Raw genomic sequence first — 25,852 nt, 5'->3', positions numbered from 1 at the left:
GGGAAAGCCATGAGCGGCGAGAACGACCTGATTAAGCTGTATTCCGGGCGCATTCTGGCGCTGGCTGCGGATATTCCGCATCTTGAGCGACTGGAAGATCCTGATGCAACCGTCAAGAAACGCTCACCTTTATGCGGATCGAGTGTAACTGTCGACATCAAGGTTCGCGACGGTCAGATCAGTGCCTTTGGTCAGGACGTCAAGGCCTGTGCTTTGGGGCAAGCGTCTGCCTCGGTCGTTGGGGATGCAATAATTGGAGCGTCGCGGGCGCAGGTCGAAGCTGCGCGTGATCAGTTGGCGGCCATGCTCAAGAATGGCGGTCCTGCACCCGATGCACCGTTTGACGGGCTTGAGGTGCTGATGCCTGCTCGGGATTATAAGAACCGCCATGCGTCGATCCTGCTGGTACTGGATGCCACGGCTGAGGCCATGGCGAAGGCTGAACAGGCAAACTGCGCCTGATTATAGCTATTTGGCGGAAACCCGTTTACCCTCTGCCAAGATTTCAGGAGGGATGGGTTTGAATAATTTGCTCGAGCATTTCGTGACGCTTTGGGTCGTTATCGACCCGATTGGAACAATTCCCGTTTTCATCGCCGTTACTGCGGGATTGGACGCGGCAGGCCGGCGGCGGACAGCGCTGTTAGCAGCCGTGATAAGTGCTGCCGTATTGCTGTTTTTCCTTGTATTTGGTCAGGTGCTGATCGAAGCGCTGGATATCGGGCTTAATTCGTTTCAGGTCGCTGGCGGCATTATCCTGTTTCTGTTTGCCCTGACGATGATCTTTGGTGAAAGCAAACAAGAGGTCGAACAACGGCAAGCCGAAGAAGATCGTGAAGACGCGTATCACCAGCAGAACCCGGCGATATTCCCGCTGGCCGTGCCTTCACTGGCATCCCCTGGCGCGATGCTGGCAATCGTTATCCTGACCGACAACCACCGTTACAGTATCGCTGATCAGGGTATCACAGCGCTTGTCATGCTTTCTGTATTGCTGGTTGCGTTTGTACTGATGCTATTGGCCGAGCCCATCATTCGGCTGATCGGCCATTCAGGCGCGGCGATCATCAGCCGTGTAATGGGGATGATTTTGGCCTCGGTTGCTGCCAACTCAGTCCTGTCCGCACTGTTGGAAATCTTCAAAACCGGCCAATTGTAAAAAAAGCCGCCGCGCTTTCCGGGCGAAAGGGCGGCGGCAGGTATTGCGTGTCTCGCGTCGGGTCCGGTGTACCGCGCGGGGCCGAGGCATGGCCCCTCAAGGGGTTTGGGACAGGCAGGTCACCCTTGACTGAAATGGGGATGACAGCGCGGATTTTTCGGCACGAGATCGCAGGCAGAAAGGCTTAGAAACCAACCGGCAAGTGAAGGGCCACCATCAGCATCACGACCAAAGACAACACGCCAACGGCATCCTGCAGGATGGTCGATTGCGCGCGGCTGAAAGCGGTCTTGATCTGGGTCAGCATACGGTCACCTCCGGTCAGAGCTTTAATCCTTTGTTGACCTTTTGTTCTCATATTTTTCCGTGTAGGTAAAGAACTTTTTGAGAACATTTGTGAACTTTAGAGAACATTACAGCTAACCCACTGAAATCAAACGAATCGCCTGATCCTGTTTCATCAACCACAACAGTACGCGTGCGGCCCGTCCCCTGTCAGAGGTCAGTTTGGGATCGGTCGTTAGCAGCGCCCGCGCATCGGATTGGGCGACGGCCATCAATCCTGCCTGACGTTCGAGGTCCGCGATATGGAATTTTGGCAACCCGGATTGCGCAGTTCCGATCAGATCGCCCGCGCCTCGCATCTCAAGGTCAGTTTCCGAGATTCGGAAGCCATCTTCTGTCTCGCGCAGAACCTCCAGCCGCTTACGCCCTCCCTCGCTGAGCGGTGGTTGATACATCAGCAAACAAGTGGATTCCGCATCCCCGCGCCCGACGCGCCCTCGCAACTGGTGCAATTGCGCCAGCCCAAAGATCTCGGCCCGTTCAATGACCATGATCGTTGCGTTGGGTACGTTCACGCCGACCTCGATCACCGTCGTGGCAACAAGGACCTTTGTTTGCCCGTTCTGAAACGCGCTCATCGCGGCGTCTTTGTCGGCGGGTGGCATTTGTCCGTGAACCAGTCCCACCACTCCCTCGCCTAAAATGGCCCGCAAACGTTTGAAGCGTTCCTCGGCCGCCGTCAGGTCCGAAACTTCGGATTCGTCGACCAGAGGGCACACCCAGTAACACTGTCGCCCCTCATTAATCGCTCGCCGAAGGTGGGCGATGACTTCGTCCATGCGCTGTGTGTTGACAATCGCCGTTTTGATCGGTTTTCGCCCCGGAGGCTTTTCATCCAGCACCGAAACATCCATGTCGCCATATTGCGCCAGCGCAAGACTGCGTGGGATCGGGGTGGCAGTCATTACCAGAACATCGGCCCCCTTGCCTTTTTCCGACAATTCCATTCTCTGCCGCACGCCAAACCGGTGCTGTTCGTCGACGATGGCCAATCTCAGCGCCTTGAATTCAACATCACTTTGAAACACTGCATGTGTGCCAACCAGAATGTGAATATCGCCTTGTTTAAGTGCCTCAATCTTGGCACGTCGCTCCGCGCCCTTATCACGTCCGGTAAGCAGTTCCAGAACCACTCCGGCCTGCTCGGCCAGTGGGCGCAACCCTTCCAGATGCTGGCGTGCCAGAATTTCGGTCGGGGCCATCATCACGCCCTGCCCGCCTGCCTCAACGGCGATCAGAAGCGCCATGAAGGCCACCAGCGTCTTACCGGCGCCGACGTCGCCCTGTAACAGTCGGTTCATTCGGGCGTCAGACGCCATATCAGCCGAAATCTCATCAATAGCGCGCGTTTGTGCATCAGTCGGGCGATAGGGAAGGCTTGCCAGCACTTTCGATTGCAGTACCCCGGTTCCCACGCTGACGATCCCCCGCGACTTGCGCTCTCGCTGCCGGGCCAGAGCGAGCGTCAACTGATGCGCAAACAATTCGTCATACGCCAATCTCTGACGCGCAGGGGCAAACGGCGCGACATCATCAGCGCCGCGCGGATTGTGACCGGCGTGAATGGCCGCAGACCAGCTCGGCCAGTTTTGCTGTGACACCTGCGCCGGATCGATCCATTCCTCTAGCTTGGGTGTGCGTGTCAACGCGCTGCGGCTGGCCTTGAACGCTGTTTTCTGGGTCAGCCCTTGCGTAAGGTGGTAAACCGGTTCGAATTCCGGGATATCTCCGGCTTGTTCAACGGGCAGCATGTGGTCAGGGTGCACCATCTGCGCCATGCCGTCGAACAGTTCCAACTTGCCGGAAACCACGCGGCGAGATCCTTGCGGCAAAACTTTTTTCAGATATTCACCACGTGCGTGGAAAAAGACCAGCTGGAAATCGGCCTGACTGTCTTCGACATGAACGCGATAAGCCCCTCCCTTGTTGTGAGGCGGCCTGTGCGGGCCGACTGTCACTTCCACGGTCAGAGTGGCTGGCAGGTCCACCCCCTGAATTGTATCCCGCCTGCGCCGATCCACCACGGCATAAGGCAGGCTGAAAAGAACATCGCGCGGGGATTCCACCCCGGTCTGCGCCATGGCCTGTGCCGTCTTGGGACCGACGCCATCCAACGTTTCCAGCCCCGCAAATAGCGGGAAAAGCTGTTCGGGGCGTCCGCTCATGCGCCTTCTATCAGCTGAAGCCAGCCATCCTCGTCCAAAGTTTCGATCCCAAGTTCCGCCGCCTTTTTCGCCTTTGACCCGGCTCCGGGACCCGCGACCAGAATATCGGTTTTCTGGCTGACAGAGCCGGAAACCTTAGCGCCCAAGGCCTCGGCCCGCGCTTTGGCTTCGGCGCGGGTCATCTTTTCCAGCGTTCCGGTGAACACTACGGTTTTACCCGCGACCGGACTGTCCGAGGCTGGCGCGTCAGGGGCGATAACCGTCAATTCGCTGCGCAGCGTGTCGAAAGCCCGTCGTTCCTCTTCATTGGCAAATGCGTCCGACAGTGAAAGGCCAAGCGTTGCGCCAATACCGTCGATGCCGATCAGCTCTGCCCAGGCGGCATTGGCGTCGGCTGCGACATTGGCCTCCGCGGTGGCTGCGTCCCGCACTTCTTTCACGCGCGCGCGACGCCCTTCAAGCTGCGCAGCAGTACGCTCTGTATCTTCCGCCTCATCGGCCTGCCGTTGGGCCAGCGCGGCCGGGCGCGCAGTGTCCAACGCGAGTGCCATCGCATCCCAGTCGCGGTAAAAAAGCGCCAGATCGCGCGCACCCACTTCGCCAACATGCCGAATGCCCAGTGCGAACAACAAGCGCGCAAAGGGAATTTTCCGCTTTTCATCAATGGCTTCGAACAGGTTCCTGGCGGATGTTTCGCCCCACCCGTCCCGGTTTTTTAACCGCGTCAGACTGGCTGCGTCCCGTTGTTCCAGCGTGAAGATATCAGCTGGCGCATTGATCGGAAGGGTTGGATCCCCATAGAACATTTCAATCTGTTTTGCACCCAGCCCTTCTATATCAAAGGCTTTGCGCGACACGAAATGTTTTAGTTTTTCAACGGCCTGCGCGGGACAGATCAGGCCGCCGGTGCACCGTCGAACCGCGTCGCCTTCTTCGCGGATCGCATCACTCCCGCATTCGGGGCAATGTGTCGGAAAGGCAAAAGGGCGTGCATCGGCGGGGCGTTTGGACAAGTCGACATCCGACAGTTTGGGGATCACATCGCCAGCGCGATAAACCTGAACCCAATCGCCCACTCGGATATCTTTTCCTTCACGGATCGCGCCGCCCTTGGCATCGCGCCCTGCGATGTAATCTTCGTTGTGCAATGTGGCATTGGAGACTACCACTCCGCCAACCGTTACAGGATGCAACCGTGCCACGGGGCTAAGCGCCCCTGTTCGACCAACCTGAATGTCGATCGCCTCCAATCTGGTCCAGGCCAGTTCGGCTGGGAACTTATGCGCAATTGCCCATCTTGGCGTCGTTGAGCGGAAACCCAGACGTACCTGCAAAGACAGATCGTTTACCTTGTAGACGACCCCATCGATGTCATACCCCAAAGTCGCACGCTGCGCTTCGATATCCCGGTAATGAGCGATCATGTCCTCAGTCGTGGCACATAGGCGGGTCAAGGGATTCGTGGGGAACCCAAGGGTCGCAAGACGCTCAATTGCTCCAATCTGAGTATCTGCCAAAGGCTCTGACAGTTCACCCCATGCATAGGCGAAGAAGCGCAATGGGCGGGAACGGGTAATTTCCGAATCCAGCTGGCGCAGTGACCCTGCCGCTGCATTGCGCGGGTTGGCAAAGGGTTTGCCCCCCCGTTCAGCCTGCCGCTCATTCAACGCTTCAAAATCGGAATGAGACATGTAAATCTCGCCCCGGACCTCAAGAATTTGGGGCGCGTTCTCGATCAGCTGTGGAATATCAGAGACTGTGCAGGCGTTGGCCGTTACGTTCTCGCCAACTTCACCGTCGCCCCGCGTTGCGGCCTGAACCAGTTGTCCGTTCTCATAGCGTAAGGACAAAGACAGGCCGTCAATCTTGGGTTCAGCTGTGAAAGCCAATGGCGCGCCTGCATCAAGGCCCAGATATTTGCGAATCGAGGTGTCGAAATCGGCAATGTCCCCATCGTCGAACGCATTTCCCAGTGACATCATTCGGACGGCATGAGTAACTTTTAAAAACCCGTCCTCCGGTTTGGCCCCGACTTGCTCTGTCGGGCTGTCAGCACGTTTCAGGTGGGGGAAACGCGCCTCGATCTCGGCGTTTCTGCGTTTGAGGGCATCATAATCCGCATCCGACAACTCGGGCGCATCTTCTGCGTGATACAGAGTGTTGGCTCGCGACAGGATGTCCGCCAACCGCGCCAGTTCGGCACGCGCCTCATCATCCGTCAGGTCTGATATGGGAATGGAATTGCTCATGGCCTCGCCCTGTCACGCGTTCTTGGACCTCAGTGATAGGGCGAGGCCATGGCCAGGTCCAGATGTGCTGAGCCGTGAGTGCAAAGTGCCGCCCTGGACTACCAGCGACACAAACGGTTCAATTCAGAGGCCGACCGCCATTAGCGTCTCGTCCAATGTGTTGCTTTGCGGGTCGCGCAACACGTAACCCCGGCCCCAAACGGTTTCGATATAATTCTCACCACCAGTTGCGTTGCTGAGCTTTTTGCGCAGTTTGCAGATGAAGACGTCGATGATCTTCAGCTCGGGTTCATCCATGCCGCCGTATAGGTGGTTCAGAAACATTTCCTTGGTCAGAGTCGTACCCTTACGCAAGCTGAGCAATTCCAGCATCTGGTACTCTTTTCCGGTCAGGTGCACGGTTTTTCCGTCCACCTCAACGGTCTTGGCGTCCAGATTTACAGCCACGCGACCTGTATGGATGATGGACTGCGAATGCCCTTTCGACCGGCGAATGATGGCATGAATGCGGGCCACCAGTTCTTCGCGGTGGAAGGGTTTGGTCAGATAGTCATCCGCGCCAAACCCGAAACCTTTGATCTTGCTGTCCGTATCATCTGCGCCCGAAAGGATCAGGATCGGTGTTTCCACACGGGCAATCCGTAGCTGGCGCAACACTTCATGCCCGTTCATGTCCGGCAGGTTCAGGTCCAGCAAAATCAGGTCGTAATCGTAGAGCTTTGCCAGATCGATACCTTCTTCGCCAAGATCCGTTGCATAAACGTTTAGGTTCGCATGCGTCAGCATCAGTTCGATGCTTTTAGACGTGGTCGGATCATCCTCGACAAGAAGTATACGCATTTTCACTGCTCCAATTCGGGTCAATAATTCCAATTAAAATTAAACCTGACCAAGAATGGTTAATCTGACGTTACCGTTGAATCATTTATTCCTACTCACCTTTAGGTTGTCGATACTTTTTTAAGGCCGTGGCTTTTAAAGCCTCGACACCGTGTTCCGCGACCAGGGAAACCCAGCCGTTGAATTCTTCGTCGCTGATGCCGTATTTCTGTTTTGCCTCAGACAGGCTGATCAGCCCGTAAAGTACCCCACGCACGACCAGAATCTTGCGTGAGGCTACCCACCGCCTTGTGCTGGTCGGCGGCAGATCGGCGCGCGTCAGTATGGATCCATCCGGCAGAGAAACAGACCTTGGCCCTTCCACTTTGTGCAAATACATCGCTTTACCCTTTTTGCTGCATCAAAGCTGGCACCAGCCTACTTAAGGTCGTATGAAACCGCCCCTTGAGAGTGTGTAGAATTTTCCTATATTCTGCCGGTCTTTCTTAACCCGGACAGGAACCGCCAATGGCCCTCGACACCGAGACCCCGCTGAACTCGCTTGGCTTTGCCAAACCGCCCTCGGAAACGCGGGTGGTTGTTGCCATGTCAGGGGGCGTCGATAGCTCTGTCGTCGCGGCCTACTTGGCCGATCAGGGCTATGATGTGGTGGGGGTGACACTGCAACTCTATGACCATGGCGCGGCTTTGGCCAAGAAAGGGGCGTGCTGTGCCGGGATCGATATCCACGATGCGCGCCGCGTAGCAGAAGAGCGTGGGTTTCCCCACTATGTTCTGGACTATGAAAACATCTTCAAGGACGCGGTGATCGATGAGTTTGCGGAAAGCTATCTGGCAGGCGCAACACCCGTCCCCTGCATTCGCTGCAACGAGCGCGTAAAATTCAAGGACCTTCTGGAAACCGCCAAGGATCTTGAGGCCGACTGTATGGCCACCGGGCACTATATCCAGCGCAAGATGGGGCCAAACGGCCCGGAACTGCACAGCGCCGAAGATGCCAACCGGGACCAATCCTATTTCCTGTTTTCGACGACGCCTGAACAGCTTGATTTCCTGCGCTTCCCGTTGGGTCACCTGCCCTCAAAAGACGCGACCCGCGAAATGGCGGCTCAATATGGGTTGTCTGTGGCGGACAAACCCGACAGTCAGGACATCTGCTTTGTGCCCGACGGCAATTATGCCAGCGTCATTGAAAAGCTGCGCCCCGGTGCTGCGGAACCGGGTGAGATTGTTCATGCCGATGGCCGCGTTCTGGCACAGCATAACGGGGTGATCCATTACACGATCGGCCAAAGGCGCGGCTTGGGCATCGGCGGCCTGAGCGAGCCGCTTTATGTGGTTAAGCTGGACGTGGACAAAAAACAGGTTGTGGTCGGCCCCAAAGAGATGCTGGCAACGCGTGTCGTTCCCGTGCGTGAAATCAACTGGCTGGGCGATGAACCCTTCACTTCGCGCGAAGAATGGCACCTTTCAGTCAAGGTCCGTTCGACCCGCCCCCCGCGCGAGGCCATTATTCGACCGCTGTCCGACACCACTGCTGAGGTTGAATTGCTGACACCCGAAGAAGGCATCTCGCCCGGTCAGGCCTGCGTCTTCTATGCCTCAGAAGGCAGCCGCATCTTTGGCGGTGGCTGGATCTGGCGCGGGTACTAGGCTGAAACGGTTTCAACCTCGGGTTCGATCTGGATCTGAAGCGCATCGTTGAACCGGTTGAATGCACCGCACAATGCGATGCGCCAGGTTAACTCGACAATCTGGGCATCGCTGAACCAGTCCCGCAGGTTGGAAACCTCAGCGTCGCGCATGCGGCCTGATCGTGTCGTTACAGCCTCGGCGTATCGCACGACGGCCTTGTCGCACGCGTCCAGTTCAGGGTGGTTTTCGACATCTGGCAAACGCGCCGCGCCTTCGGGGCTGAGACCTGCAACCGTCAACAGCGGAGTATGATGCGAGACGCAGTAGTCACAGGCGTTCAATTTGGAAACCGTCACCATGGCCAGTTCCAGCGCACGACGCGGCAAGGTTTGCTGTTCCCGCAACGCCGTCAACATGCCCGCGACATGTTCCAGAACCGGTGGACAATGTGCGGCAACCCGGGCCCAATTGTCGAACGGGCCATAAGCACCCAAAGCCGCATGTGACGCGCGTGTCTCGTCTGCCATCTCAGGGTCTGACAAAGGGGGGATGCGGGTCATGATGAAATCTCCTTTTCAGCGAGGATATCTTAAGTCCGCACCGCTGCAACAGACGGTCGCGATAACAAACCCGAGACGGAATGCCGAAACAGATCTGTTACAGGGCATCCGTGGGCGAATTGAAGAGGATGTAAAGCCCGACGCAGACCATGATATATGGGGCGATCCGATCCATACGGGCGACGCGTGGCCCAAGGCTTTTGGCCCGAGGTGCGCCCCAGGCGGCAACTACGACCAGAACTGAAGCGGCCAGTGCTGCGCCGATCAAGGCGGCAACACGGTATGAAGGGGCAGACTCCGCCAATAGCGGTGTCATGACCGCGAAACTGTCAATCGACAGGCTCAGGAACAGGGAAACCACCGATGTTACGGCCCCTTTTACCTCGGTTCCTTCAGAATTGGCCCCGAAAAACTGCCGCCAGATTCCGCGCAAACCAAAGGCCAGTGGTACAAGACCCAGAAACCCGATCCAAAACGGTGCGCCGCTCTGGTCAACACCCAATGCGACGGTCATGGCCAATGTCAGAACAATTGTCTGCGCGACGGCAAAGCCAATGATGGCGCGGCGTTGCTCGATCACCAATATCAAACCCAGTAGGACGGCCAGATTGTCCAGATTGGTGGATATCATGGCAACCCCGGCTGAAGCGGCGAACAGCGTGTGATCAAGCATGCTCAATCTGCATTCTGTCCAGCACAGCTCGTGCCGCCCGCAACCCCGGTGCTTCTCCTCCGCGCCCCAACCGTTCCATTGTCAGGTTCATCGCGAGTTGCTGAGCGTCAGGGGCATTGGTCACATCATGCAGGGCTTTGGCGATCTTGTCTGGCTGGCAATCGTTCAGCAGGCATTCAGGCACGGCGCGTGTTTCAGATACCAGATTGACCAATGTAACAGTGTCCAGCTTGACCATGCGTTCGGCCATTTTCTGGGTCAGCCAATTGAGTTTGTAGGCGATCACCATAGGTGTATTCTGCGCCGCCAGTTCCAAAGAAACCGTACCCGAAGCGGCCAGCGCGATACATGCCGTGCCAAAAGCCGCGCGTTTTTCGACCGTGGCTTGCCCGGCCCCCATTTTTCGCGGGTCGAGCACTATTGGTGCGCCCGGCCAGCTTTGCGTCAGAGCGTTGACCAGGTCAGTTGTCGCACCCACGGTTGGAACCACGACACGATAACTGGGATGGTCCGTCAAAAACAGCCGCAATGCCTCACCGAACGTGTCTGCCAGACGTTCGATCTCACCCCGGCGCGATCCGGGCAGAGCCAGCAGGACTGGTACATCCCCTAGGTCGTACTTGCTCCGGAAGGCCGCAATCTCGGCCTGTGTTGCCGTCGGTTCGCTGGCAACAGGGTGGCCGACAAAGTCGCACTCCATCCCTGCCCGCTCCATGTATGGCGACTCGAACGGAAGCAGTGCCAGCACATGGTCGATGACCTTTGCCATTTTGTCCGCCCGTCCCGGACGCCAGGCCCAGACACTGGGCGCAACGTAATGCACGGTGCGAATACCACTGGCGGCTTTGACGATTTTGGCGACACGCAGGCTGAAATCAGGGCTGTCGATGGTAATCAGAACATCCGGCTGTGTGTCCAAAACTGCGTGCGCGGTCTCCGAGATCCGACGCTTGAGGTGGAAAAACTTCGGCAGAACCTCGATCAAACCCATCACCGAAAGTTCCGACATTGGAAACCGGCTGGTCAGCCCCTGAGCCGCCATCAAAGGTCCGCCCACCCCGTCGAATTCAATATCGGGGATCAGTGTTTTCAGCCCCTCCATCAACGCGCCGCCCAGCCGGTCGCCCGAAGGTTCACCGGCGACCAGAAAGACGCGCATCAGACTGCCCGCTCGCGAATATACAGGAACAGCCCAAGACGGTTACATTCGGCGATGACCTGTTCTTTTTCCAAAACCAGCACACCGCCCTTTTCCAGAACGATGCCAGACAAGCCTGCCGCGACCGCATCCGTGACGGTGTCGGGCCCGATGGCAGGCAGATCAGCACGCCGATCTTGATCGGGCTTTGGGCCTTTGAACAGTATGCCGCCGCCCGCGTCCGGGCGTTGCGTCAGGGATTGAAGCATCCAGGCGGTTCCAAAGATGCCCTCGACTGCCAAAACCTGCCCTTTTGAGACGGCACAGGCCTGACCAATATCCGCAGCCCCCATGGCCCGCAGAATTCCGGCAGCACGGTCCGCATCTGTCATGTCACTTTCGGATGGATGCACTTCGGTAAGACAGCCCAAAGGCGGCAACAGGCTTGGGGCGATTTCATGCGCGGCACGCACCCGCAAACCTGCGCTTTCCAGCAGGCCAATGACAGCCCGCAAAGCTCCGTCATCACCCGACAGCATGGCCTGTTGGATCACCGGAACCAACGGCATCGTTGCCGCGTCAATACGCTTGGGATCAACCTGCGGGCGCCGAACTGCGCCGGCCATACAAATCTCGGTCACGCCCTTCGCCTGAAGCCCGGCAATAAAACTGCCAAGCTGTTCAAGCGGAAACACGATATCTGCGACCAGATCATCCGGCAGGAACCCTTCCATCGCGCAGATCAGCGGACGTTCTGCCAGCTGGGCAACCAATTCGGTCGGCAGCGCCCCGGTTCCCGCAATCACCGCAAGCATGTTCCTATTTCCTCGGTGTCAGGAACGACCGATCGCTGTGTCCGGTGACAAAATCAACGATCCGCTGCACATAGTCGCTGTCGTTACCCTGACCAAGACGGTTGGCGCGATCCATGAACGTTCCATCGCCTTCAGACAGCTCCTTGAACGCGGCACGCAATGCCGAGATGTCTTCGCGCGAAACACCTTTACGCTTGAGACCCACGAGGTTCAGACCTTCAAGCTCGCCCCGGGACGCTTGTACCAAACCGTAGGGAATGACGTCTTTGGGCACCATGGTGAGCGCACCGATAATCGCCCCGCGACCAACGCGCACCCATTGGTGCAGGCCCGAAATGCCACCGACGATCACATCATCCTCGACGATGCAGTGACCTGCTGCCCCTGCGTGGTTCACCATGATAACCCGGTTGCCGATCTGCACGTCATGGGCCACATGAACACCTGCCATCAGCAGGCAATCATCCCCGATCCGGGTTACACCGCCGCCACCTTCGGTCCCGGTATTGATCGTCACGTGCTCGCGAATGCGGTTGCGCTGACCGATTTCAAGGCGCGTGTTTTCACCGCCAAATTTCAGGTCCTGCGGAATCTCACCGATCACCGAAAAATTAAAGATCACGGTGTCTTCGCCAATCGATGTGTCACCGGTCACAACGACATGAGACTTCAGTTCGACCCGATCAGCCAGTTTTACATTGGCGCCCACATAGCTGAAAGGACCGATGACGCAATCCTGCCCGATCTGCGCCCCGTCTTCGATAATCGCGCTGGGGTGGATACCGCTCATGTTGTTTTTTCCATATCCCAATCGACATAGGCCGAGAATTCTGCCTCGGCGGCCACTTCACCATCAACAGTTGCGCGGCCGTTGAATTTGAAAAGCTTGCCACCTTTCTTGCCGCGAACCGTTTCGACATGCATTTCCAGGACGTCGCCAGGAACAACTTTCCTGCGGAATTTGCATTTGTCGATGCTCATGAAATAAATCAGCAACTCGGTGTCGATGACATCCATACCCACGCCCAGCATTACGCCTGCTGTCTGCGCCATCGCCTCGACGATGGTAACACCCGGCATGATCGGTGTTCCCGGGAAATGCCCTTGGAAATGCGGCTCGTTCATGGTGACGTTCTTGATACCTCGGGCTGATTGATAGCCAGAGATGTCCACCACCTTGTCGACCAGCAAAAACGGATAACGATGCGGCAGGATCCTTTGGATCAACTGAATATCGGCGCTTTTGGGTTCCGTTGTCATGATTCAGGTATCCCGTTCTGAATGTTTCTTTTTCAGCGTGGTTAGCAATACAGCCTCGCAAGGGCAAGCGAACCTATTCGCTTGTGTCCTTTTGCAACCCGCTGCCATCGCCAATTGCCGTGTTTACACGGGTTATCGCAGCTTCTGTGATATCTGACGTGCTTACAACGACATTGGAACGTTCGATGATCACGCTGGCCCCAAAGTCGCGCAGCAAATCAACAAGGATCGGACGAACTATTTCAAAGAACGTCTGTTGCGCCTCTTCGCTGCGACGCGCCAACGCGTCAAGCTTTGCTCTTTGCCCATCACGGTGGGACTGCACCTTGACATCGAAAGCTTCGGCCAGAGGTCGAAACTCTTCGGCTGGCATGGTTGCACGCTTTTCAGTCAGGTCTTTTTCCTCGCGGCTGAGTTCCGCGACGATCCGTTCATTTTCTTCCGCAAGCATCGCGCTTTCTTTTTCGATCTCGCGCAAAACACGCTGCCCGAATGCCGAATTCTTGAACAGCTGCTCGCCGGACAATGTGACCACGCTGGCTTGCGGAACACCCAGTTGCTGTGCTTCAGCCGAAGGGGCCTGAAACAGCATCAAAAATGCACACAGGGCCCAAAGCGGGCCCTGTATCAAGGTAAAGAACCTGTTCGTCATCGCAGATCAGAACCGAGCCTGAATGGTCAGGTCAAAGTTCTGTTCCTTGTCGAACGTTTCCTTTTTCAGAGCCTTCGAGAAGTTGAACTGCAAAGGTCCAAACGGTGTTTCCCACAGGACCGAGATGCCGATTACGTGACGAATGGACCCGTCTGCACCAACGATATTTGCCCCTGCGGTGTTCACATCGTTGATGTTGTATAGGTTTCCAACATCATAGAACAGACCGCCCCGCAGGCCCAGCTCCTCGGGCAGACCCAAGGGGAAATCGGTTTCAAAACGCGCGACCCAGTAATAGTTGCCACCGATGGCATCATCCTGGCCATTGGACAAATCACGTGGGCCAATACCGGCCGGTTCAAACCCGCGGAAGGTACGAGGCCCCAAAACAAAGCGGTCAACAGCGCGGCTGAAACCATCGCCAGTCCAATTAAACGCACCCAGTTCCAGTGTTGCACGCAGAACGACTTCTTCGTTCCAGACCCGTGTTTGGGCGATCCCGCGAGCGGTGGTTTTGAAGTATTTGTTATCGCCACCAAGACCCGCCGCGTCGACGCCAACCTCGAACAGAACGCCTGAATTCGGGTCCAGACCACCGATCCGGCTGTCATAGATGTATGACAGTCCCAGCGAGCTGGATGTCCGTTTCCCCTGCGCAATCTCAGACGCAATCACCGCACCGTTGACCTGATCGCTCTGCTGGGTCATCTCGCTGCGGTCCCAGTCATAGCGCAACCGAAGAGCAGAAAGTTCGCCGATTGCATAGGTCAGTTGAGGTGTGAAAAACAACGAGCTCGTGTCGTAACTTGCAAAGCCGGAATTGGTTGCCGACAGACCCAGTCCAAGGTCGAAACGCAGCTTTCGGCCCAGCAAATAGGGCTCGGTAAAGTTAATCGTGTACTGTTCTGAATCCTGTGCTGTCGAGATGGACACACCAAGATTCTGACCGCGTCCCAGGAAGTTCGCCTCGTTCAGGCCGATTGCAATCCCGAAGCCGTCTGTGACCGAGTAGCTGCCGCCAAGGCTCAGAGAGCCTGTAGGCTGTTCTTCGACATCAACATCCAGAATGACCTGGCTGGGTGACGACCCTTCCCGAGGCTCAACTTCCGCAACCGCAAAGAACCCAAGCGCATTGATGCGTTCCGCGGCTTGACGGATTTCACGCGGGTTGAACGGGTCACCTTCGACGGTGTCGAACTGACGGCGGATCACACGGTCCAGCGTGGTGGTGTTGCCTTCGATATCGATCCGCTCAACAAAAATACGCGGACCCTTCGTCAGAACAAATTCGACATCCAGGGTAAGATCTCGGTCATTGCGCGTCACACGCGGTTCAACACGCAGGAAATCAACGCCCTGCTTCAACCCAAGGCGCTCTTGCCGCGCGATCGAGTTTTCCACCAGCGTCGGCGTATAGGTCACGCCAGGTTTGATTTTCAGCGCATCCTGATACGGCGCCGCATCGACACCGGCGATTTCGCTAACCGTCGTTATCTTTCCAAACGAGAACTTTTGGCCTTCGGTGACGTTCATCACCAGAAAGAACGCATCCCGTTCGCGGGTAAATTCGACGTTGGCGCTGTTCACACGGAAATCGATATAGCCCCGCGACAGGTAGAAATCACGAATGACTTGTTTGTCGAATTCGATGCGGTCGCCGATAAACGTGTCGTTGCGGAAGAATGTCCGCAGAAACGTTGCCTGTTTGGTTTCCAGAACCCGGCGCAGCCTCCGGTCCGAAAAGGCGCGGTTGCCGACAAAGCTGACGCGCTCGACCTCGATGGTCGTGCCTTCTGCCACTTCAAAGACCAGATCGACCCGGTTGTCGCTGCGACGGATGATGCGAGGAATGACAGTTGCCGCGACACGACCCTGGGCCGAATACACTTCGGCGATCGTGTCAGCATCCGCTTCGGCAGCCTGAGGCGTAAAAACCCGGCGTGGTTGCGACGAGATCACGTCCAGAAGAACGTCGTCTTTGACGCGAGCATTCCCTTCAATGCTGATCTGGTTGATCGTTGGGTATTCCTGAACCTGAATGACCAGAGTCGTGCCGCGCGGTGTCAGTTCGACTGTTTCAAATACACCACTGTCAAGCAAACGCTGATAGGCATCGTTAAGCTGTCCGGCCGTTACGGTCTGGCCCGGTTCGATTCCGGTACGAGCGATGATTGTCCCGGTTTCGATCCGGCGATTCCCCTCAACATCAAACGAGTTGATCGTGTAGCTTTGCGCCGATGCCGCATGTGGAAACGCCAGTAAGCTTACCGCAACAAAAAGGAAAAAAACCGTTAGCGCCTGCCACAAAATATTGTTTATCGGCTTATGCCCCCCGCAGGATGTGCCTGCGTCTCGCCTGTCAGTCATTTTATGCTCTACCCAGAATTTTGAGACTTTAATGCTGAGTAACGGGATTGAATGAGCTTGTCAAAAGGCGATATCGAAGCAGTCAGGCAGACAGCCACGGGACAACAGACCTACGATTTAACCGAGAATCACATTCCCGCCAGATAGGCGGCCCCAGCCATTGCCAACGCTGTAACGGCAAAGCTCAGCATAACGTCCCAATTCAACATGAACAGGAAGCTAAAGCTTTGATACGATTTTTTCAGCGTTTTGGACATGACTGTTCCCTTTTAACGGGAATACTGTAGCGCTGAAATATGGCGGGAATGCGGCTGGAATTTGCTCCAGCCGCCACATTCAGCAGAACAGGTCGTTGCTGACCGAAAACAGCATCAGCGTCAGAATGATCGCAATCCCAATGCCCATGAGTATGCGCAACGCCCGGTCGCTGGGTGGTTTCCCGGCAATGGCCTCGTAGGCGTAGAAAATCAGATGCCCGCCATCCAGCGCCGGAATGGGAAACAGGTTCAACAACCCGACCGCCGTCGAAAGGACAGCAATGAAGAAGATAAAGTTCTGCGCCCCTTGGCTGGCCATCGCCCCCGAGGTTTCGGCAATTCCGATTGGCCCCGAGATGTTGCAGGTGCTGATTGCGCCCGTCACCATGTGCCACATGCCGGACAAGGACCCTTCGATGATGCGGCCTGTCTGGATGACACCGCCCTTTAGGGAATCGAAAAGACCAGCCGGTACCGTAGCAGGCTCCAGCATCATGCCACCGACGATTCCGATGCGCCAATGGGTGACAAAACCACCATCAGGCTGCGGTTCATCCGTGCGCCGGGGCGCTAGGGCAAATTCCAACTCGGACCCATCCCGCCAGACTTCAAGCAGCAAGACGCGGCCGTCCGATCCTTCGACATGATCCTTTAGCTGTTCGAAGGCAAAGATCGGTTCACCATTGACCGAGGTGATGACATCCCCTTGCTTCAGTTGGATATCCATAGCCGCGCTGCGCGGGGCAACCTGACGGATCAGCGGCGGAAGCATCCAGGGGGCCTGAACCTCAAGGGGGTGGCCATCGCGGATCACGGAATAATCCAGAACCGGTTGAACAGGCAGTTGGTCGATGAATTCCTTCCATGCGACTTCTTCGTCATAGTCCGGTGTCGGACGACCGGCGATAGCCGTAATCACATCTCCCTCGCGCAATTCCTGCACGGTGCCTGGCAAAGGCTGCAACGCGCCAACGGTCAGGGGTTCACGCGAAACGCCCTGTGACCAGAAGATCAGGCCAAAAACCAGAATGGACATGGCGAAATTAAAGACCGGGCCAGCCGCGACAGTTGCTGCCCGTGCCCATAGCGGGGCGCCGTGCATGGTGCGGCGCAACTCCTCAGGACTTTGGGTCGCGATGTCTTCCATCGCCTCTTCATCCTTGCCGGAGGCCGCATTGGCATCGCCCAGAAACTTTACATATCCACCAAAAGGCAATGCTGCGATCTGCCACTTGGTTCCGCGCTTATCCTTGCGGCTCCAGAGCACCGGCCCGAACCCGAGCGAGAAGACTTCGGCATGGATACCCGACCACCTGCCCACAATGTAGTGGCCATATTCATGCACGGCCACAATGACCGACAGCGCAATAACAAAGGCAACAATCGTCCACAGCAGATTGCCGAATTGCGGGATCAGGGAAAGTACGTCCAAAATTCTATCCTGCTCGTTCCATCACAGTGTTATCGACCCACTGACGTGCCAGATGGTCGGTTTGCTGTACGTTATCAAGTGTCATCGGGGCATCAATAAGGCCACCCGTTGCGTCAAACCTGTCCAATACGGCAGAAACGGTGTCCGCCATATCAAGAAAGCCGATCCGGCGCGCAATGAAGTGATCCAGCGCGCGTTCCTTGGCGGCATTGAATACCGCGCCGGCCAGCCCACCGCACTCCATGACGTCCCAAGCAAGTTTTAGGGCTGGATAGCGTGTGAGATCCGGTTCGTTAAAGCGTAGCTGAGCCAGCTTTGCCAGGTCCAGCCGCTGAACCGGCAGCTTCTGCCTTTCCGGCCAGTGCAACGCATACCCTATGGCATGGCGCATGTCGGGGGCGCCCATATGTGCCATCATTGCGCCATCTCGAAACCCGACCATTGCATGGACAATGGATTCAGGATGAACCAAAACTTCGATTTGATCCGGAGATACTCCGAAATATTCTTTTGTTTCTATTACTTCCAACGCCTTGTTGAACATCGAGGCACTGTCGATTGTGATCCGCTGTCCCATATCCCAATTCGGATGGCTGGACGCTTGTTCGACGGTGGCGGTTGCCAGATCCTTCAGCGGCCAGTCGCGGAACGCTCCGCCACTTGCGGTGATAATCACGCGTTCGACCGTTTTGATATCTTCGCCGACCAGCGCCTGAAACACGGCAGAATGCTCACTGTCGACCGGAAGCAAACGCGCGTCATAGTTTTTTGCAGTTTCCAGAACCAGTGATCCGGCGCAGACCAGTGTTTCCTTGTTGGCCAAGGCCAGTGTCGTCCCTTGTTTCAGGGCTTCGATCCCAGGCGCAAGGCCTGCTGCCCCGACGATTGCTGACATGACCCAATCCGCCGGACGCGCGGCAGCCTCGGCAATTGCGCGCGGCCCGGCCGCCACTTCGACCCCACTGCCCGCCAAGGCGACGCGCAGGTCCTCCAACCTGTCTTCGTGTGCCGTGACAGCCAAATCGGCGCGCAACCGACGAGCGTCATCGGCAAGCTGTTGAATATTCGCGCCGCCGGTAAGCGCCACCACATCATAGTCTTCGGGATTACGCGAAATCAGATCAAGCGTGTTTTGCCCGATCGAACCCGTGGCGCCAAGAACGGAAATCCGTCGCATTACATCTCACCCGGCGTGTACAGAAGACCTGCGATCAGAACAAACACCGCAGCCCCCATCATGCCGTCGAACCGATCCAGAAAGCCGCCATGGCCGGGGATCAGGTTCGAACTGTCCTTGACCCCGAACTTACGTTTGATCGCGCTTTCGATTATGTCACCCGCCTGGCTGGCCATTGATGCGAAAACGGAAACAACAACAAAGGCAAATCCGAAACCCGCGTGGCTTGCGAAGGCGATACCGACACAGGCCGCGGCAGCCCATCCGCCTGCCGTTCCCGACCATGTTTTCTTAGGGCTGATCTTTGGCCAGAACTTGGGCCCTCCGACCATTTTGCCCACAAAATAGCCCGCCACATCCGTGGCCACCACCACCGCTATCAGCCAGACCATCCAGCCAAATCCCGAGTTTTCGCGAATGGAAATGAAACCCAAACCAGCCGCGACAATCCAGACCGCGAACAAGCCGTACAAGGTTTTCGAGCGGCTGATCTGTCCCATACCCACCAAAGCTGGCGCAAGCACGACAGGGAGCGTGTATAGCGCCGGCAGGTGGTAGCTGAGGATAACGGCAAACGCACTCAGAACGCCCAACTGCACGGCCACACCCTGGCTTTCAGGGTCAATCATCCGAACCAGTTCCCAGGTCATCAGGCCACAAGCAGCTGCAATGAAGACCTCGAACCAGAGACCGCCAAGCCAGACTTCGATCGCCCCTATCGCAACCAGAACGGCGGCAGAAAGGACCCGGCTCGTCAGATCAGACCACCGGCCATCACTCATGCCAGAACCGCCCCGTACCGGCGCTCTCTGGCCCCATAGTTGCGACATAGCCTTTCGAGTTCTGCCGCGGTGAAATCCGGCCACAACGTATCTATAAATTCATACTCGGAATAGGCCGACTGCCACAGCAGAAAATTTGAAATCCGTGCTTCGCCACTGGTTCGAATGACAAGGTCGGGATCCGGAAGAACGCGTGTATCCAGATACTTAGGCAACGTTTCTTCATCCACATCCTCGGGTTTAAGCCGCCCGTCGGCTACATCCCGCGCGAGACGTTTGGTGGCGCGCGCCACCTCGTCCCGACCGCCATAATTCAGGGCGACCGTCAAATGAACAAGGTCGTTGTCCTTGGTTTCTTCTTCCAGTGAATCCATCAATTCGATCAGTTTTGAATCCAACCTTACCCGATCACCTATGAACCGAACCCGGATGCCATTATCCGCCAGGGTCCGTGTCTCCTTGATGATGTAGCGCCGAAACAGGCTCATCAACCCGGCCACCTCAACCTGCGTTCGCTTCCAGTTCTCGGTCGAGAATGCAAACACAGTCAGGTACTTGATCCCCAGATGTGGGCAGGCCTCGACAACCTCGCGAACACGCCGCGCACCGGCATGGTGCCCAAACAGCCTGGGGCGACCACGCGCCTGCGCCCAACGGCCATTGCCATCCATGATGATAGCGACATGGCGCGGGCCGCAGACCGGATCAGTTTGGGGATCTTTCGGCATCAGACCAGATCAGACCTGCATGATTTCAGTTTGCTTGGTTTCAAGCGCCGCATCTACAGCCTTGATCATCGCATCCGTCAGATCCTGCACTTCGCTTTCCCACAGCTTCTGGTCGTCTTCAGACATACCGTCCGCTTTTGCCTTCTTGATCTGATCCATGCCGTCCCGGCGCACATTGCGGATCGCGATCCGGGCGCTTTCCGCATATTGGCCAGCGACCTTGCCCAGTTCACGGCGACGCTCTTCGTTCAACTCGGGAATCGGCAGCATTATGATTGTGCCGTTCAGCTGCGGGTTGATGCCCAATCCGCTTTCGCGAATGGCTTTTTCAACCTTTCCTACCAATGACTTATCCCACACATTTATAGTGACCATGCGCGGCTCTGGGACGTTGACGGTGCCCACCTGGTTGATCGGTGTCGTCGAGCCGTAAGCGTCTACCATAATAGGCTCAAGCATCGAAGCCGAGGCGCGCCCGGTTCTCAGCGAGGCAAATTCGGTTCTCAGATTGGCCATTGCGCCATCCATGCGGCGTTTCAGGTCATCGGTGTCCAGTTCGAAGTCGTCAGACATGCTGCTCACTCCCCGTATTCAGGTACTCTTTGGATGGGTCTTACGCCATCACATTTGGGATGTATAGCAATCATGAGGCGGTTTTGTACCAATGGCCAGAGGTGTTGCGATCATTTTGTACCAAACGCGCCTTCGCAAAACCCGACACGGCATCGTATCGGGTTTAGGCTGTCATCTGCGCTCAGGCATTCAAATCGACAACAACGCGCCCTTTGACCTGCCCTTTCAGGATATCGGCACCCAGTTGCGGAAGATCAGACAAGGCCGCCGGTTGAACCATCGACTCGAGCTTGTCCATGGGCAGGTCGGTTGCGATCCTTTGCCAGGCACGAACCCGGTTTTCATAGGGTTGCATGACACTGTCGATGCCAAGAAGGTTCACACCGCGCAGCAGGAAAGGAATCACCGTTGCAGGCAACGCCGCACCGCCCGCCAGACCCACGGCCGCGACCGAGCAGCCGTATTTCATTTGCCCAAGCACACGCGCCAGCATCGCACCGCCCACGGCATCCACGCAGCCTGCCCAAGTTTCACTTTCCAACGGGCGCTTGGTAGTCTCATTCAGCTCATCGCGGGGCACTATTGTCGTTGCACCCAGCGATTTCAGATAATCTCCGGTTTCGGGTCGCCCGGTCACGGCAGCCACCTGATAGCCGAGATGACCCAGAATGGCAGTGGCCACCGACCCGACACCACCGGCCGCCCCGGTTACCAGAACCGGGCCGCGATCGGGGGTCAGCCCGTGATCCTCTAGCGCCATCACGGCCAGCATCGCGGTAAACCCGGCGGTACCAACAGCCATCGCCTGCCGGGTATCAAGCCCATCCGGCAGAGGAACCAGCCAGTCCGCCTTGGCACTGGCTTTCTGCGAATAACCACCCCAATGCGCCTCGCCTACCCGCCACCCGGTCAGAACAACCTTGTCACCCGGCTTGTAACGCGCATCGGTCGATGCCTCGACAGTACCGGCATAATCAATTCCGGGGACATGCGGATACGCCCGCACCAAACCACCCCCTTTGGGGGACAGGCACAGACCATCCTTATAGTTCACTGTGGAATATTCAACCGCGACCGTGACGTCGCCGTGCGGCAGATCATCCAGCGAAAGCTGTCTGACCGACGCGCTCGCCAAACCGCTTTCTTCGTCCTTGTCCATCACAAGTGCATTGAACATCTCTCAATTCCTTTCGTGTTTCTGTAACCGGCCCGTTGCTTCACCTGGCCCCAAATATCCCGGGGGAGTCGCGCAGCGACGGGGGCAGCGCCCCCAAAACCCCCCTTTAAATCCAGAAATGCGGCTGCACGGTCGCGCGGCGCATTCCATCTGGTGTTTCTACGTCCAGCTCCGTTCCCGCATCCCAATGGCTCAGGCGTACCATGCCAATGGCGACGTTGGTGTTGAAATCGGGTGACCACGCGGCCGAGGTCACCTGCCCCACACGCTTGCCGTCCGCGTAAAGGCCCCATGGGCGGTCGCAGCCCGGTACAGGATCGCCGGCAATGGCGACGGGGCGGATTTGCTGAACAGGCCCTTCCTTGGCCACACGCAGCAACGCGTCCCGACCGATACAGCCAATCGCGGTATGTGTGTTGCAGAACTTGCCCAAACCGCACTCATGCGGGGTGTTGTCGTCGGTCATGTCATTGCCATAAGACAGCAGACCACCTTCAATCCGTTCGATCACGTTCGGGCATCCGGCGCGCACCTGCAAATCTTCCCCTGCTGCAAACAGGGCGTTCCAAAGGGGCATGCCGATATCGCTGCCTTCCACATAAATCTCGAACCCGCCTTGTTTGGAATAGCCCGATCGCGCCACAGCCAGATCGCGACCTTCAAACTGGAACATATCGAATTTGAAGAACCGGATGTCGCGCACCCGGTCGCCAAAGACACGCGCCATCAGGTCGTCGGCTTTGGGACCCTGAACAGCAAGAGGTGACACATCCGGTTCGTCCACCAGCACATCCAGACTATATCCAACGGCGATTCCCTTGACCCACAACAACAGGTCGCTGTCAGCGATTGAAATCCACCAGCGGTCTTCGGACAGTTTTACCGCAACCGGGTCATTCAGCATGCCTCCGGTTTCGTCCACGATGGGGACATAGAAACATTGCCCCGGCAACATCCCCCGTAAATCGCGCGGGGTCAGCATCTGCATCAAGCGCGCGGCGTCCGGTCCGCGCAGCTCGATCTGCCGCTCGCATGCGACATCCCAGACCTGCACATGGGATTTCAGATGCCGGTAATCGGCTTCGATGCTGTCGAAGACCGTGGGTAACAACATGCGGTTGTAAACCGTGTATCCCTTGACCCCTGCGGCCTCGACCCCTTCTGAAAACGGTGTGCGCCGCAAGCGGCGAGAGGCGGAAATCTGCGGCATTCAAACCTCCTTGGGCATAAAGACGATGTCGCTGACGGGCGTTTGCGAACCAACTTCGGTCAGCATTTTGTGCAATTGATCCCGGTGGTGGGTCTGATGGTTGAAGATATGGATGACACAGTTTTCGTAAGACATTGTGATGTCGACCTCTTTTACGACTAAGCACCTTTTGATTGGCCCAATCAACAGTCAGTTTCTGATGCGACAACTATTGCAGAAACTCGGCCAACTGCGAGTTTTGCCAGTGATTTTACCGCGCCATCTCTTGCGCAAGTGCGCCTGTGATCATCACTTGGGCCCGTGCCAATCGATCGGACAGATTTCAGCGGACTTGCCGCCAAAATCCCAAACGCGCCCGTAGTCGCGCACTTTCGACTTGGTGCCGCGCGCCACGATGATGTCAGGACCCATCCAGTATTTGGAGTTTGAAACCATCACGGGATGTTCGGGGTCTTTGCCCGCCAGCATCTCGATCTCACCCTGAATCTTGCGGCCGATCATGATGCGGCGCTTGGTGCCGTCACGCTCGATCTGAACCGGTGCCCGTTCGGCCCCGATGATTTCGCTGACGAGCATGGTGAACAGACCGGTGGTACCGCCCGCCTGCCCGCTGAAGATTTGCAGCAGCCCGTTATAGGCTTTGCCGCTGGCGCGCTCATCTACGTAAGCCGCCACTTTCCACTGGCCTTCGCCCATCCGGCCGGGAATATCGACCAGCAGGCCGACATTCAGACCCGACAGGTCCTCGCCCTCGTAATGGCCCTCATCAACGACAATACCCATCCAGGCATGACAATGCCCTTCGGTCGGAGGGTGCGCGCCCAGTGAAACGACGCAGGGACAGAACACATCGCACGAGCAGTTCAGGATCAACTCCCCCTTGATGGCCCATTCCGTCGGGCTCATCTCGCGACGTTTGGGATTGGGCATCCGGCTGTCGATACGCTGGCTGACGGGCAACCGGTCGGCATCCGGTTTTCTGTTCTTTGCCATTGGCTTATCCTCCGTAGTTAATAGGGTAAACGAGCAGGACAAGACCGCCCGCAATCAATACAAATCCCACCGGTCGGGTTACAGCATGACCGATCTGGGGAAGTTTCTCCAAAACCATGAATAGGGTCGCGAGGCCCATCCACAAAAGGCTCATGACACCGCCCACAAAACCCAGCGCCATGAAACCCCAGCAGCATCCGACACAGAAGGAAGCAAGGCCCAGCCCCATGCGGACGCCGCCCGCAAATCCAGTTCTCCAATGGCCCAGGAAATAGGCCATCGGGGCGTGGCACACGCCATGGCAGACCTCTTTGGCGCGCGAGAACTGAAACGCGCCAACCGCGATCATCAACCCGCCCGCAACCCAGCCGGACCTGGCAATGCCCAGCATATCAATCACGCCACCAAACAGCAGAGCCCGCTGCGTTCCCGCGATCACAGCCGCAAAGCCGACCCAGACCAATGAATACCCTGCAAGTACACCCAGCCAACCGGCACGGGTGCCATTGGCACCGCGGATCAGGTCGTCATAGCTGCGCAGGGTTGGCACAAGTGTCGGCAGCATCATGGCCGCCATCATGATCGCCCACATCCAGAACAGCGTGCCAAACTCGGCCATCGGCATGTACATATCCATGCGCGGGTCCATCGCAGCCATCGCCTGCCCCATGGGCCCCGGACGACCAATCAGGTCAAGGTCCATGTCGCGGCCCATCGCGAACATGACCCACCACGCCCACAGGATCAGGACATAAAAGCCCAGCCACATTCCGCTGCGCAGCCAAGTACGACTCACTTCGGCCTCCCGACTCAACTCTCTTGCTTTTCAAATGTCAGACTTTTAAATGTCAGACAAATAAAAATTTGCTCAGGGTCTTCTCAACATGAAAACCGCGCCTCGGAAAACCGCCGACCTGTCTGCCCAGATTGCGCAAGCCATCCGGGACGCGATTGTTTCAGGCGAGTTGATCGTGGATGCGCGCCTGCCCTCGGAAGCGGAACTTTCCGAGCAATTTCAGGTCTCGCGCCCAACGGTGCGTGAGGCTTTGAAACGACTGGCGGCGCAGTCCCTGATCCGCACGCAGCGCGGCGCTACCGGAGGTGCGTTCGTGAACCGCCTGAGTTTCGAAGATGCCTATTCGCAGCAGATCACAACCTCGACCCTGCTGCTGTCGATGAACGCGGTCAGCTTTGATACCGCCTGCGAGGCCCGCTATGCGCTGGAGCGCGCCTGTGCCCCCCTGTCTGCCCAAAGACGAACGGCGGATCAGCTTGCCACGATGCGAGCGGAAATATTTCGCCAGTCCCAGCCCGGCCTGACGGATGAGGCATTTTGTGCCTCAGACGTCACGTTCCACAGGGCCCTGGTGGACGGGGCCGACAACCCGGTCCTGTCCTATCAACTGGCTGGCGCGGTCGAGGCGATGCAGCCTTTGATGAACATGATTACCTTCACGGCACGTTCGCGCGAAGAAATCATCGCATTGCACACCAGAATTGCAGACGCGCTTGAGGCCAGAGACGCAGATACCGTCGACGCCGCGCTGGTCGATCTGGAACATTACACACAGCAACTGGCCCACGATGTGGCCGAACGCAAACGGAAACCGGCCTGAGGGCTTAAACGGAAACAACCTTTCAAAGGCAAAGGTACGAGCAGGCAGA

The 25,852-nt window shown here is 57.1% G+C and carries 28 protein-coding genes; 4 read left to right on the top strand and 24 right to left on the bottom strand.

The genetic code is table 11. The features are described from left to right. Positions 1-9 precede the first annotated feature (9 nt). Positions 10-462 carry an iron-sulfur cluster assembly scaffold protein gene (locus ACR3FC_RS01085; RefSeq protein WP_480472689.1) on the top strand — a complete coding sequence of 151 codons (453 nt, stop codon included), beginning with the start codon at positions 10-12 and terminating at the stop codon, positions 460-462. Between the two features lie 58 nt (positions 463-520). Further along, complete coding sequence (locus ACR3FC_RS01080) at positions 521-1,159, top strand: MarC family protein (RefSeq protein ID WP_209596212.1); 639 nt, start codon at positions 521-523, stop codon at positions 1,157-1,159. Positions 1,160-1,343: 184 nt separating this feature from the next. Here ACR3FC_RS01080 and ACR3FC_RS01075 read toward each other — a convergent pair whose 3' ends face one another. From ACR3FC_RS01075 to sciP, 5 genes are all read right to left on the bottom strand, one after another. Next, complete coding sequence (locus ACR3FC_RS01075; RefSeq protein ID WP_267366389.1) at positions 1,344-1,466, bottom strand: hypothetical protein; 123 nt, start codon at positions 1,464-1,466, stop codon at positions 1,344-1,346. Between the two features lie 112 nt (positions 1,467-1,578). Then, positions 1,579-3,669 (bottom strand): ATP-dependent DNA helicase RecG, encoded by a 2,091-nt coding sequence (gene recG / locus ACR3FC_RS01070; RefSeq protein ID WP_480472687.1) that lies wholly within the window; start codon positions 3,667-3,669, stop codon positions 1,579-1,581. Beyond that, the gene (gene ligA / locus ACR3FC_RS01065; RefSeq protein WP_480472685.1) at positions 3,666-5,918 is read right to left on the bottom strand and encodes an NAD-dependent DNA ligase LigA; all 2,253 of its coding nucleotides are present in this window, start codon (positions 5,916-5,918) and stop codon (positions 3,666-3,668) included. The genes recG and ligA overlap by 4 nt, the downstream gene beginning before the upstream one ends. A 123-nt stretch (positions 5,919-6,041) precedes the next feature. Then, positions 6,042-6,758: a response regulator transcription factor CtrA gene (ctrA, locus tag ACR3FC_RS01060; RefSeq protein WP_480472683.1), complete on the bottom strand. Its 717-nt coding sequence runs from the start codon at positions 6,756-6,758 to the stop codon at positions 6,042-6,044. A 91-nt stretch (positions 6,759-6,849) separates the two neighbouring features. Next, positions 6,850-7,137 carry a CtrA inhibitor SciP gene (sciP, locus tag ACR3FC_RS01055; protein ID WP_480472681.1) on the bottom strand — a complete coding sequence of 96 codons (288 nt, stop codon included), beginning with the start codon at positions 7,135-7,137 and terminating at the stop codon, positions 6,850-6,852. 128 nt (positions 7,138-7,265) lie between these two features. On the opposite strand from sciP, the gene mnmA reads away from it, so the two are divergent. Further along, a complete protein-coding gene (gene mnmA, locus ACR3FC_RS01050; RefSeq protein ID WP_480472679.1) occupies positions 7,266-8,411 on the top strand; it encodes a tRNA 2-thiouridine(34) synthase MnmA in 1,146 nt (381 codons plus the stop codon). Here the strand turns inward: mnmA and ACR3FC_RS01045 are convergent. The 19 genes from ACR3FC_RS01045 to ACR3FC_RS00955 form a co-directional block, all read right to left on the bottom strand. Then, positions 8,408-8,953 carry a carboxymuconolactone decarboxylase family protein gene (locus ACR3FC_RS01045; protein WP_480472677.1) on the bottom strand — a complete coding sequence of 182 codons (546 nt, stop codon included), beginning with the start codon at positions 8,951-8,953 and terminating at the stop codon, positions 8,408-8,410. The two genes, mnmA and ACR3FC_RS01045, sit on opposite strands and share 4 nt — an antisense overlap. A 97-nt stretch (positions 8,954-9,050) precedes the next feature. After that, complete coding sequence (locus tag ACR3FC_RS01040) at positions 9,051-9,626, bottom strand: hypothetical protein (protein WP_480472675.1); 576 nt, start codon at positions 9,624-9,626, stop codon at positions 9,051-9,053. Beyond that, a complete protein-coding gene (gene lpxB / locus ACR3FC_RS01035; protein WP_480472673.1) occupies positions 9,619-10,785 on the bottom strand; it encodes a lipid-A-disaccharide synthase in 1,167 nt (388 codons plus the stop codon). The genes ACR3FC_RS01040 and lpxB overlap by 8 nt, the downstream gene beginning before the upstream one ends. Next, complete coding sequence (locus ACR3FC_RS01030; RefSeq protein ID WP_480472671.1) at positions 10,785-11,579, bottom strand: LpxI family protein; 795 nt, start codon at positions 11,577-11,579, stop codon at positions 10,785-10,787. Before ACR3FC_RS01030 ends, lpxB begins: the two co-directional genes overlap by 1 nt. 4 nt (positions 11,580-11,583) lie before the next feature. Further along, entirely contained in the window at positions 11,584-12,369 is a 786-nt protein-coding gene (gene lpxA, locus ACR3FC_RS01025; RefSeq protein WP_267364736.1) for an acyl-ACP--UDP-N-acetylglucosamine O-acyltransferase, read from the bottom strand. Beyond that, positions 12,366-12,839: a 3-hydroxyacyl-ACP dehydratase FabZ gene (fabZ, locus tag ACR3FC_RS01020; protein WP_267364735.1), complete on the bottom strand. Its 474-nt coding sequence runs from the start codon at positions 12,837-12,839 to the stop codon at positions 12,366-12,368. Before fabZ ends, lpxA begins: the two co-directional genes overlap by 4 nt. A gap of 73 nt (positions 12,840-12,912) precedes the next feature. After that, a complete protein-coding gene (locus ACR3FC_RS01015) occupies positions 12,913-13,491 on the bottom strand; it encodes an OmpH/Skp family outer membrane protein (RefSeq protein WP_480472669.1) in 579 nt (192 codons plus the stop codon). Positions 13,492-13,497: 6 nt separating this feature from the next. Continuing rightward, positions 13,498-15,858 carry an outer membrane protein assembly factor BamA gene (gene bamA, locus ACR3FC_RS01010; RefSeq protein WP_480472667.1) on the bottom strand — a complete coding sequence of 787 codons (2,361 nt, stop codon included), beginning with the start codon at positions 15,856-15,858 and terminating at the stop codon, positions 13,498-13,500. A 128-nt stretch (positions 15,859-15,986) separates the two neighbouring features. Beyond that, positions 15,987-16,115: a hypothetical protein gene (locus ACR3FC_RS01005; RefSeq protein WP_267364732.1), complete on the bottom strand. Its 129-nt coding sequence runs from the start codon at positions 16,113-16,115 to the stop codon at positions 15,987-15,989. Between the two features lie 79 nt (positions 16,116-16,194). Beyond that, a complete protein-coding gene (gene rseP, locus ACR3FC_RS01000; protein ID WP_480472665.1) occupies positions 16,195-17,547 on the bottom strand; it encodes an RIP metalloprotease RseP in 1,353 nt (450 codons plus the stop codon). A gap of 4 nt (positions 17,548-17,551) precedes the next feature. Further along, the gene (gene dxr, locus ACR3FC_RS00995) at positions 17,552-18,724 is read right to left on the bottom strand and encodes a 1-deoxy-D-xylulose-5-phosphate reductoisomerase (protein WP_480472663.1); all 1,173 of its coding nucleotides are present in this window, start codon (positions 18,722-18,724) and stop codon (positions 17,552-17,554) included. Continuing rightward, positions 18,724-19,506, bottom strand: coding sequence for a phosphatidate cytidylyltransferase (locus ACR3FC_RS00990; RefSeq protein WP_480472661.1), 783 nt, complete (start codon positions 19,504-19,506; stop codon positions 18,724-18,726). The genes dxr and ACR3FC_RS00990 overlap by 1 nt, the downstream gene beginning before the upstream one ends. Further along, entirely contained in the window at positions 19,503-20,234 is a 732-nt protein-coding gene (locus ACR3FC_RS00985) for an isoprenyl transferase (RefSeq protein ID WP_480472659.1), read from the bottom strand. Before ACR3FC_RS00985 ends, ACR3FC_RS00990 begins: the two co-directional genes overlap by 4 nt. A 9-nt stretch (positions 20,235-20,243) precedes the next feature. Continuing rightward, positions 20,244-20,807: a ribosome recycling factor gene (gene frr / locus ACR3FC_RS00980; RefSeq protein WP_480472657.1), complete on the bottom strand. Its 564-nt coding sequence runs from the start codon at positions 20,805-20,807 to the stop codon at positions 20,244-20,246. A gap of 181 nt (positions 20,808-20,988) precedes the next feature. Continuing rightward, positions 20,989-21,984, bottom strand: coding sequence for an acryloyl-CoA reductase (gene acuI, locus ACR3FC_RS00975; protein WP_480472655.1), 996 nt, complete (start codon positions 21,982-21,984; stop codon positions 20,989-20,991). Positions 21,985-22,090: 106 nt separating this feature from the next. After that, entirely contained in the window at positions 22,091-23,194 is a 1,104-nt protein-coding gene (locus ACR3FC_RS00970; RefSeq protein WP_480472653.1) for a dimethylsulfoniopropionate demethylase, read from the bottom strand. Beyond that, positions 23,195-23,329, bottom strand: coding sequence for a DinB family protein (locus ACR3FC_RS00965; RefSeq protein ID WP_480472651.1), 135 nt, complete (start codon positions 23,327-23,329; stop codon positions 23,195-23,197). 153 nt (positions 23,330-23,482) lie between these two features. Beyond that, on the bottom strand, positions 23,483-24,187 hold the full coding sequence (locus tag ACR3FC_RS00960) for a DUF1326 domain-containing protein (protein WP_480472649.1): 705 nt from the start codon (positions 24,185-24,187) through the stop codon (positions 23,483-23,485). Between the two features lie 4 nt (positions 24,188-24,191). Continuing rightward, positions 24,192-24,956: a DUF2182 domain-containing protein gene (locus ACR3FC_RS00955; RefSeq protein ID WP_480476733.1), complete on the bottom strand. Its 765-nt coding sequence runs from the start codon at positions 24,954-24,956 to the stop codon at positions 24,192-24,194. 115 nt (positions 24,957-25,071) lie between these two features. Between ACR3FC_RS00955 and ACR3FC_RS00950 the strand changes: the two genes are divergently transcribed. Continuing rightward, complete coding sequence (locus ACR3FC_RS00950) at positions 25,072-25,803, top strand: FadR/GntR family transcriptional regulator (RefSeq protein ID WP_480472647.1); 732 nt, start codon at positions 25,072-25,074, stop codon at positions 25,801-25,803. Positions 25,804-25,852 lie beyond the last annotated feature (49 nt).

This window comes from Ruegeria sp. AF3, assembly GCF_056536285.1.
The sequence above is the reverse complement of the archived record's forward strand: the minus strand, read 5'-3'. Positions and strand labels throughout refer to the sequence as shown.

What these genes read in the sequence shown, in the direction of transcription:
- ACR3FC_RS01085 (WP_480472689.1), top strand. Translation starts at nt 10, where the DNA reads ATGAGCGGCGAGAACGACCTGATTAAGCTGTATTCCGGGCGCATTCTG.
- ACR3FC_RS01075 (WP_267366389.1), bottom strand. Translation starts at nt 1,466, where the DNA reads ATGCTGACCCAGATCAAGACCGCTTTCAGCCGCGCGCAATCGACCATC.
- recG (WP_480472687.1), bottom strand. Translation starts at nt 3,669, where the DNA reads ATGAGCGGACGCCCCGAACAGCTTTTCCCGCTATTTGCGGGGCTGGAA.
- ligA (WP_480472685.1), bottom strand. Translation starts at nt 5,918, where the DNA reads ATGAGCAATTCCATTCCCATATCAGACCTGACGGATGATGAGGCGCGT.
- ctrA (WP_480472683.1), bottom strand. Translation starts at nt 6,758, where the DNA reads ATGCGTATACTTCTTGTCGAGGATGATCCGACCACGTCTAAAAGCATC.
- sciP (WP_480472681.1), bottom strand. Translation starts at nt 7,137, where the DNA reads ATGTATTTGCACAAAGTGGAAGGGCCAAGGTCTGTTTCTCTGCCGGAT.
- mnmA (WP_480472679.1), top strand. Translation starts at nt 7,266, where the DNA reads ATGGCCCTCGACACCGAGACCCCGCTGAACTCGCTTGGCTTTGCCAAA.
- ACR3FC_RS01045 (WP_480472677.1), bottom strand. Translation starts at nt 8,953, where the DNA reads ATGACCCGCATCCCCCCTTTGTCAGACCCTGAGATGGCAGACGAGACA.
- ACR3FC_RS01040 (WP_480472675.1), bottom strand. Translation starts at nt 9,626, where the DNA reads ATGCTTGATCACACGCTGTTCGCCGCTTCAGCCGGGGTTGCCATGATA.
- lpxB (WP_480472673.1), bottom strand. Translation starts at nt 10,785, where the DNA reads ATGCGCGTCTTTCTGGTCGCCGGTGAACCTTCGGGCGACCGGCTGGGC.
- ACR3FC_RS01030 (WP_480472671.1), bottom strand. Translation starts at nt 11,579, where the DNA reads ATGCTTGCGGTGATTGCGGGAACCGGGGCGCTGCCGACCGAATTGGTT.
- lpxA (WP_267364736.1), bottom strand. Translation starts at nt 12,369, where the DNA reads ATGAGCGGTATCCACCCCAGCGCGATTATCGAAGACGGGGCGCAGATC.
- fabZ (WP_267364735.1), bottom strand. Translation starts at nt 12,839, where the DNA reads ATGACAACGGAACCCAAAAGCGCCGATATTCAGTTGATCCAAAGGATC.
- ACR3FC_RS01015 (WP_480472669.1), bottom strand. Translation starts at nt 13,491, where the DNA reads ATGACGAACAGGTTCTTTACCTTGATACAGGGCCCGCTTTGGGCCCTG.
- bamA (WP_480472667.1), bottom strand. Translation starts at nt 15,858, where the DNA reads ATGACTGACAGGCGAGACGCAGGCACATCCTGCGGGGGGCATAAGCCG.
- ACR3FC_RS01005 (WP_267364732.1), bottom strand. Translation starts at nt 16,115, where the DNA reads ATGTCCAAAACGCTGAAAAAATCGTATCAAAGCTTTAGCTTCCTGTTC.
- dxr (WP_480472663.1), bottom strand. Translation starts at nt 18,724, where the DNA reads ATGCGACGGATTTCCGTTCTTGGCGCCACGGGTTCGATCGGGCAAAAC.
- ACR3FC_RS00990 (WP_480472661.1), bottom strand. Translation starts at nt 19,506, where the DNA reads ATGAGTGATGGCCGGTGGTCTGATCTGACGAGCCGGGTCCTTTCTGCC.
- ACR3FC_RS00985 (WP_480472659.1), bottom strand. Translation starts at nt 20,234, where the DNA reads ATGCCGAAAGATCCCCAAACTGATCCGGTCTGCGGCCCGCGCCATGTC.
- frr (WP_480472657.1), bottom strand. Translation starts at nt 20,807, where the DNA reads ATGTCTGACGACTTCGAACTGGACACCGATGACCTGAAACGCCGCATG.
- acuI (WP_480472655.1), bottom strand. Translation starts at nt 21,984, where the DNA reads ATGTTCAATGCACTTGTGATGGACAAGGACGAAGAAAGCGGTTTGGCG.
- ACR3FC_RS00970 (WP_480472653.1), bottom strand. Translation starts at nt 23,194, where the DNA reads ATGCCGCAGATTTCCGCCTCTCGCCGCTTGCGGCGCACACCGTTTTCA.
- ACR3FC_RS00965 (WP_480472651.1), bottom strand. Translation starts at nt 23,329, where the DNA reads ATGTCTTACGAAAACTGTGTCATCCATATCTTCAACCATCAGACCCAC.
- ACR3FC_RS00960 (WP_480472649.1), bottom strand. Translation starts at nt 24,187, where the DNA reads ATGGCAAAGAACAGAAAACCGGATGCCGACCGGTTGCCCGTCAGCCAG.
- ACR3FC_RS00955 (WP_480476733.1), bottom strand. Translation starts at nt 24,956, where the DNA reads ATGTGGCTGGGCTTTTATGTCCTGATCCTGTGGGCGTGGTGGGTCATG.
- ACR3FC_RS00950 (WP_480472647.1), top strand. Translation starts at nt 25,072, where the DNA reads ATGAAAACCGCGCCTCGGAAAACCGCCGACCTGTCTGCCCAGATTGCG.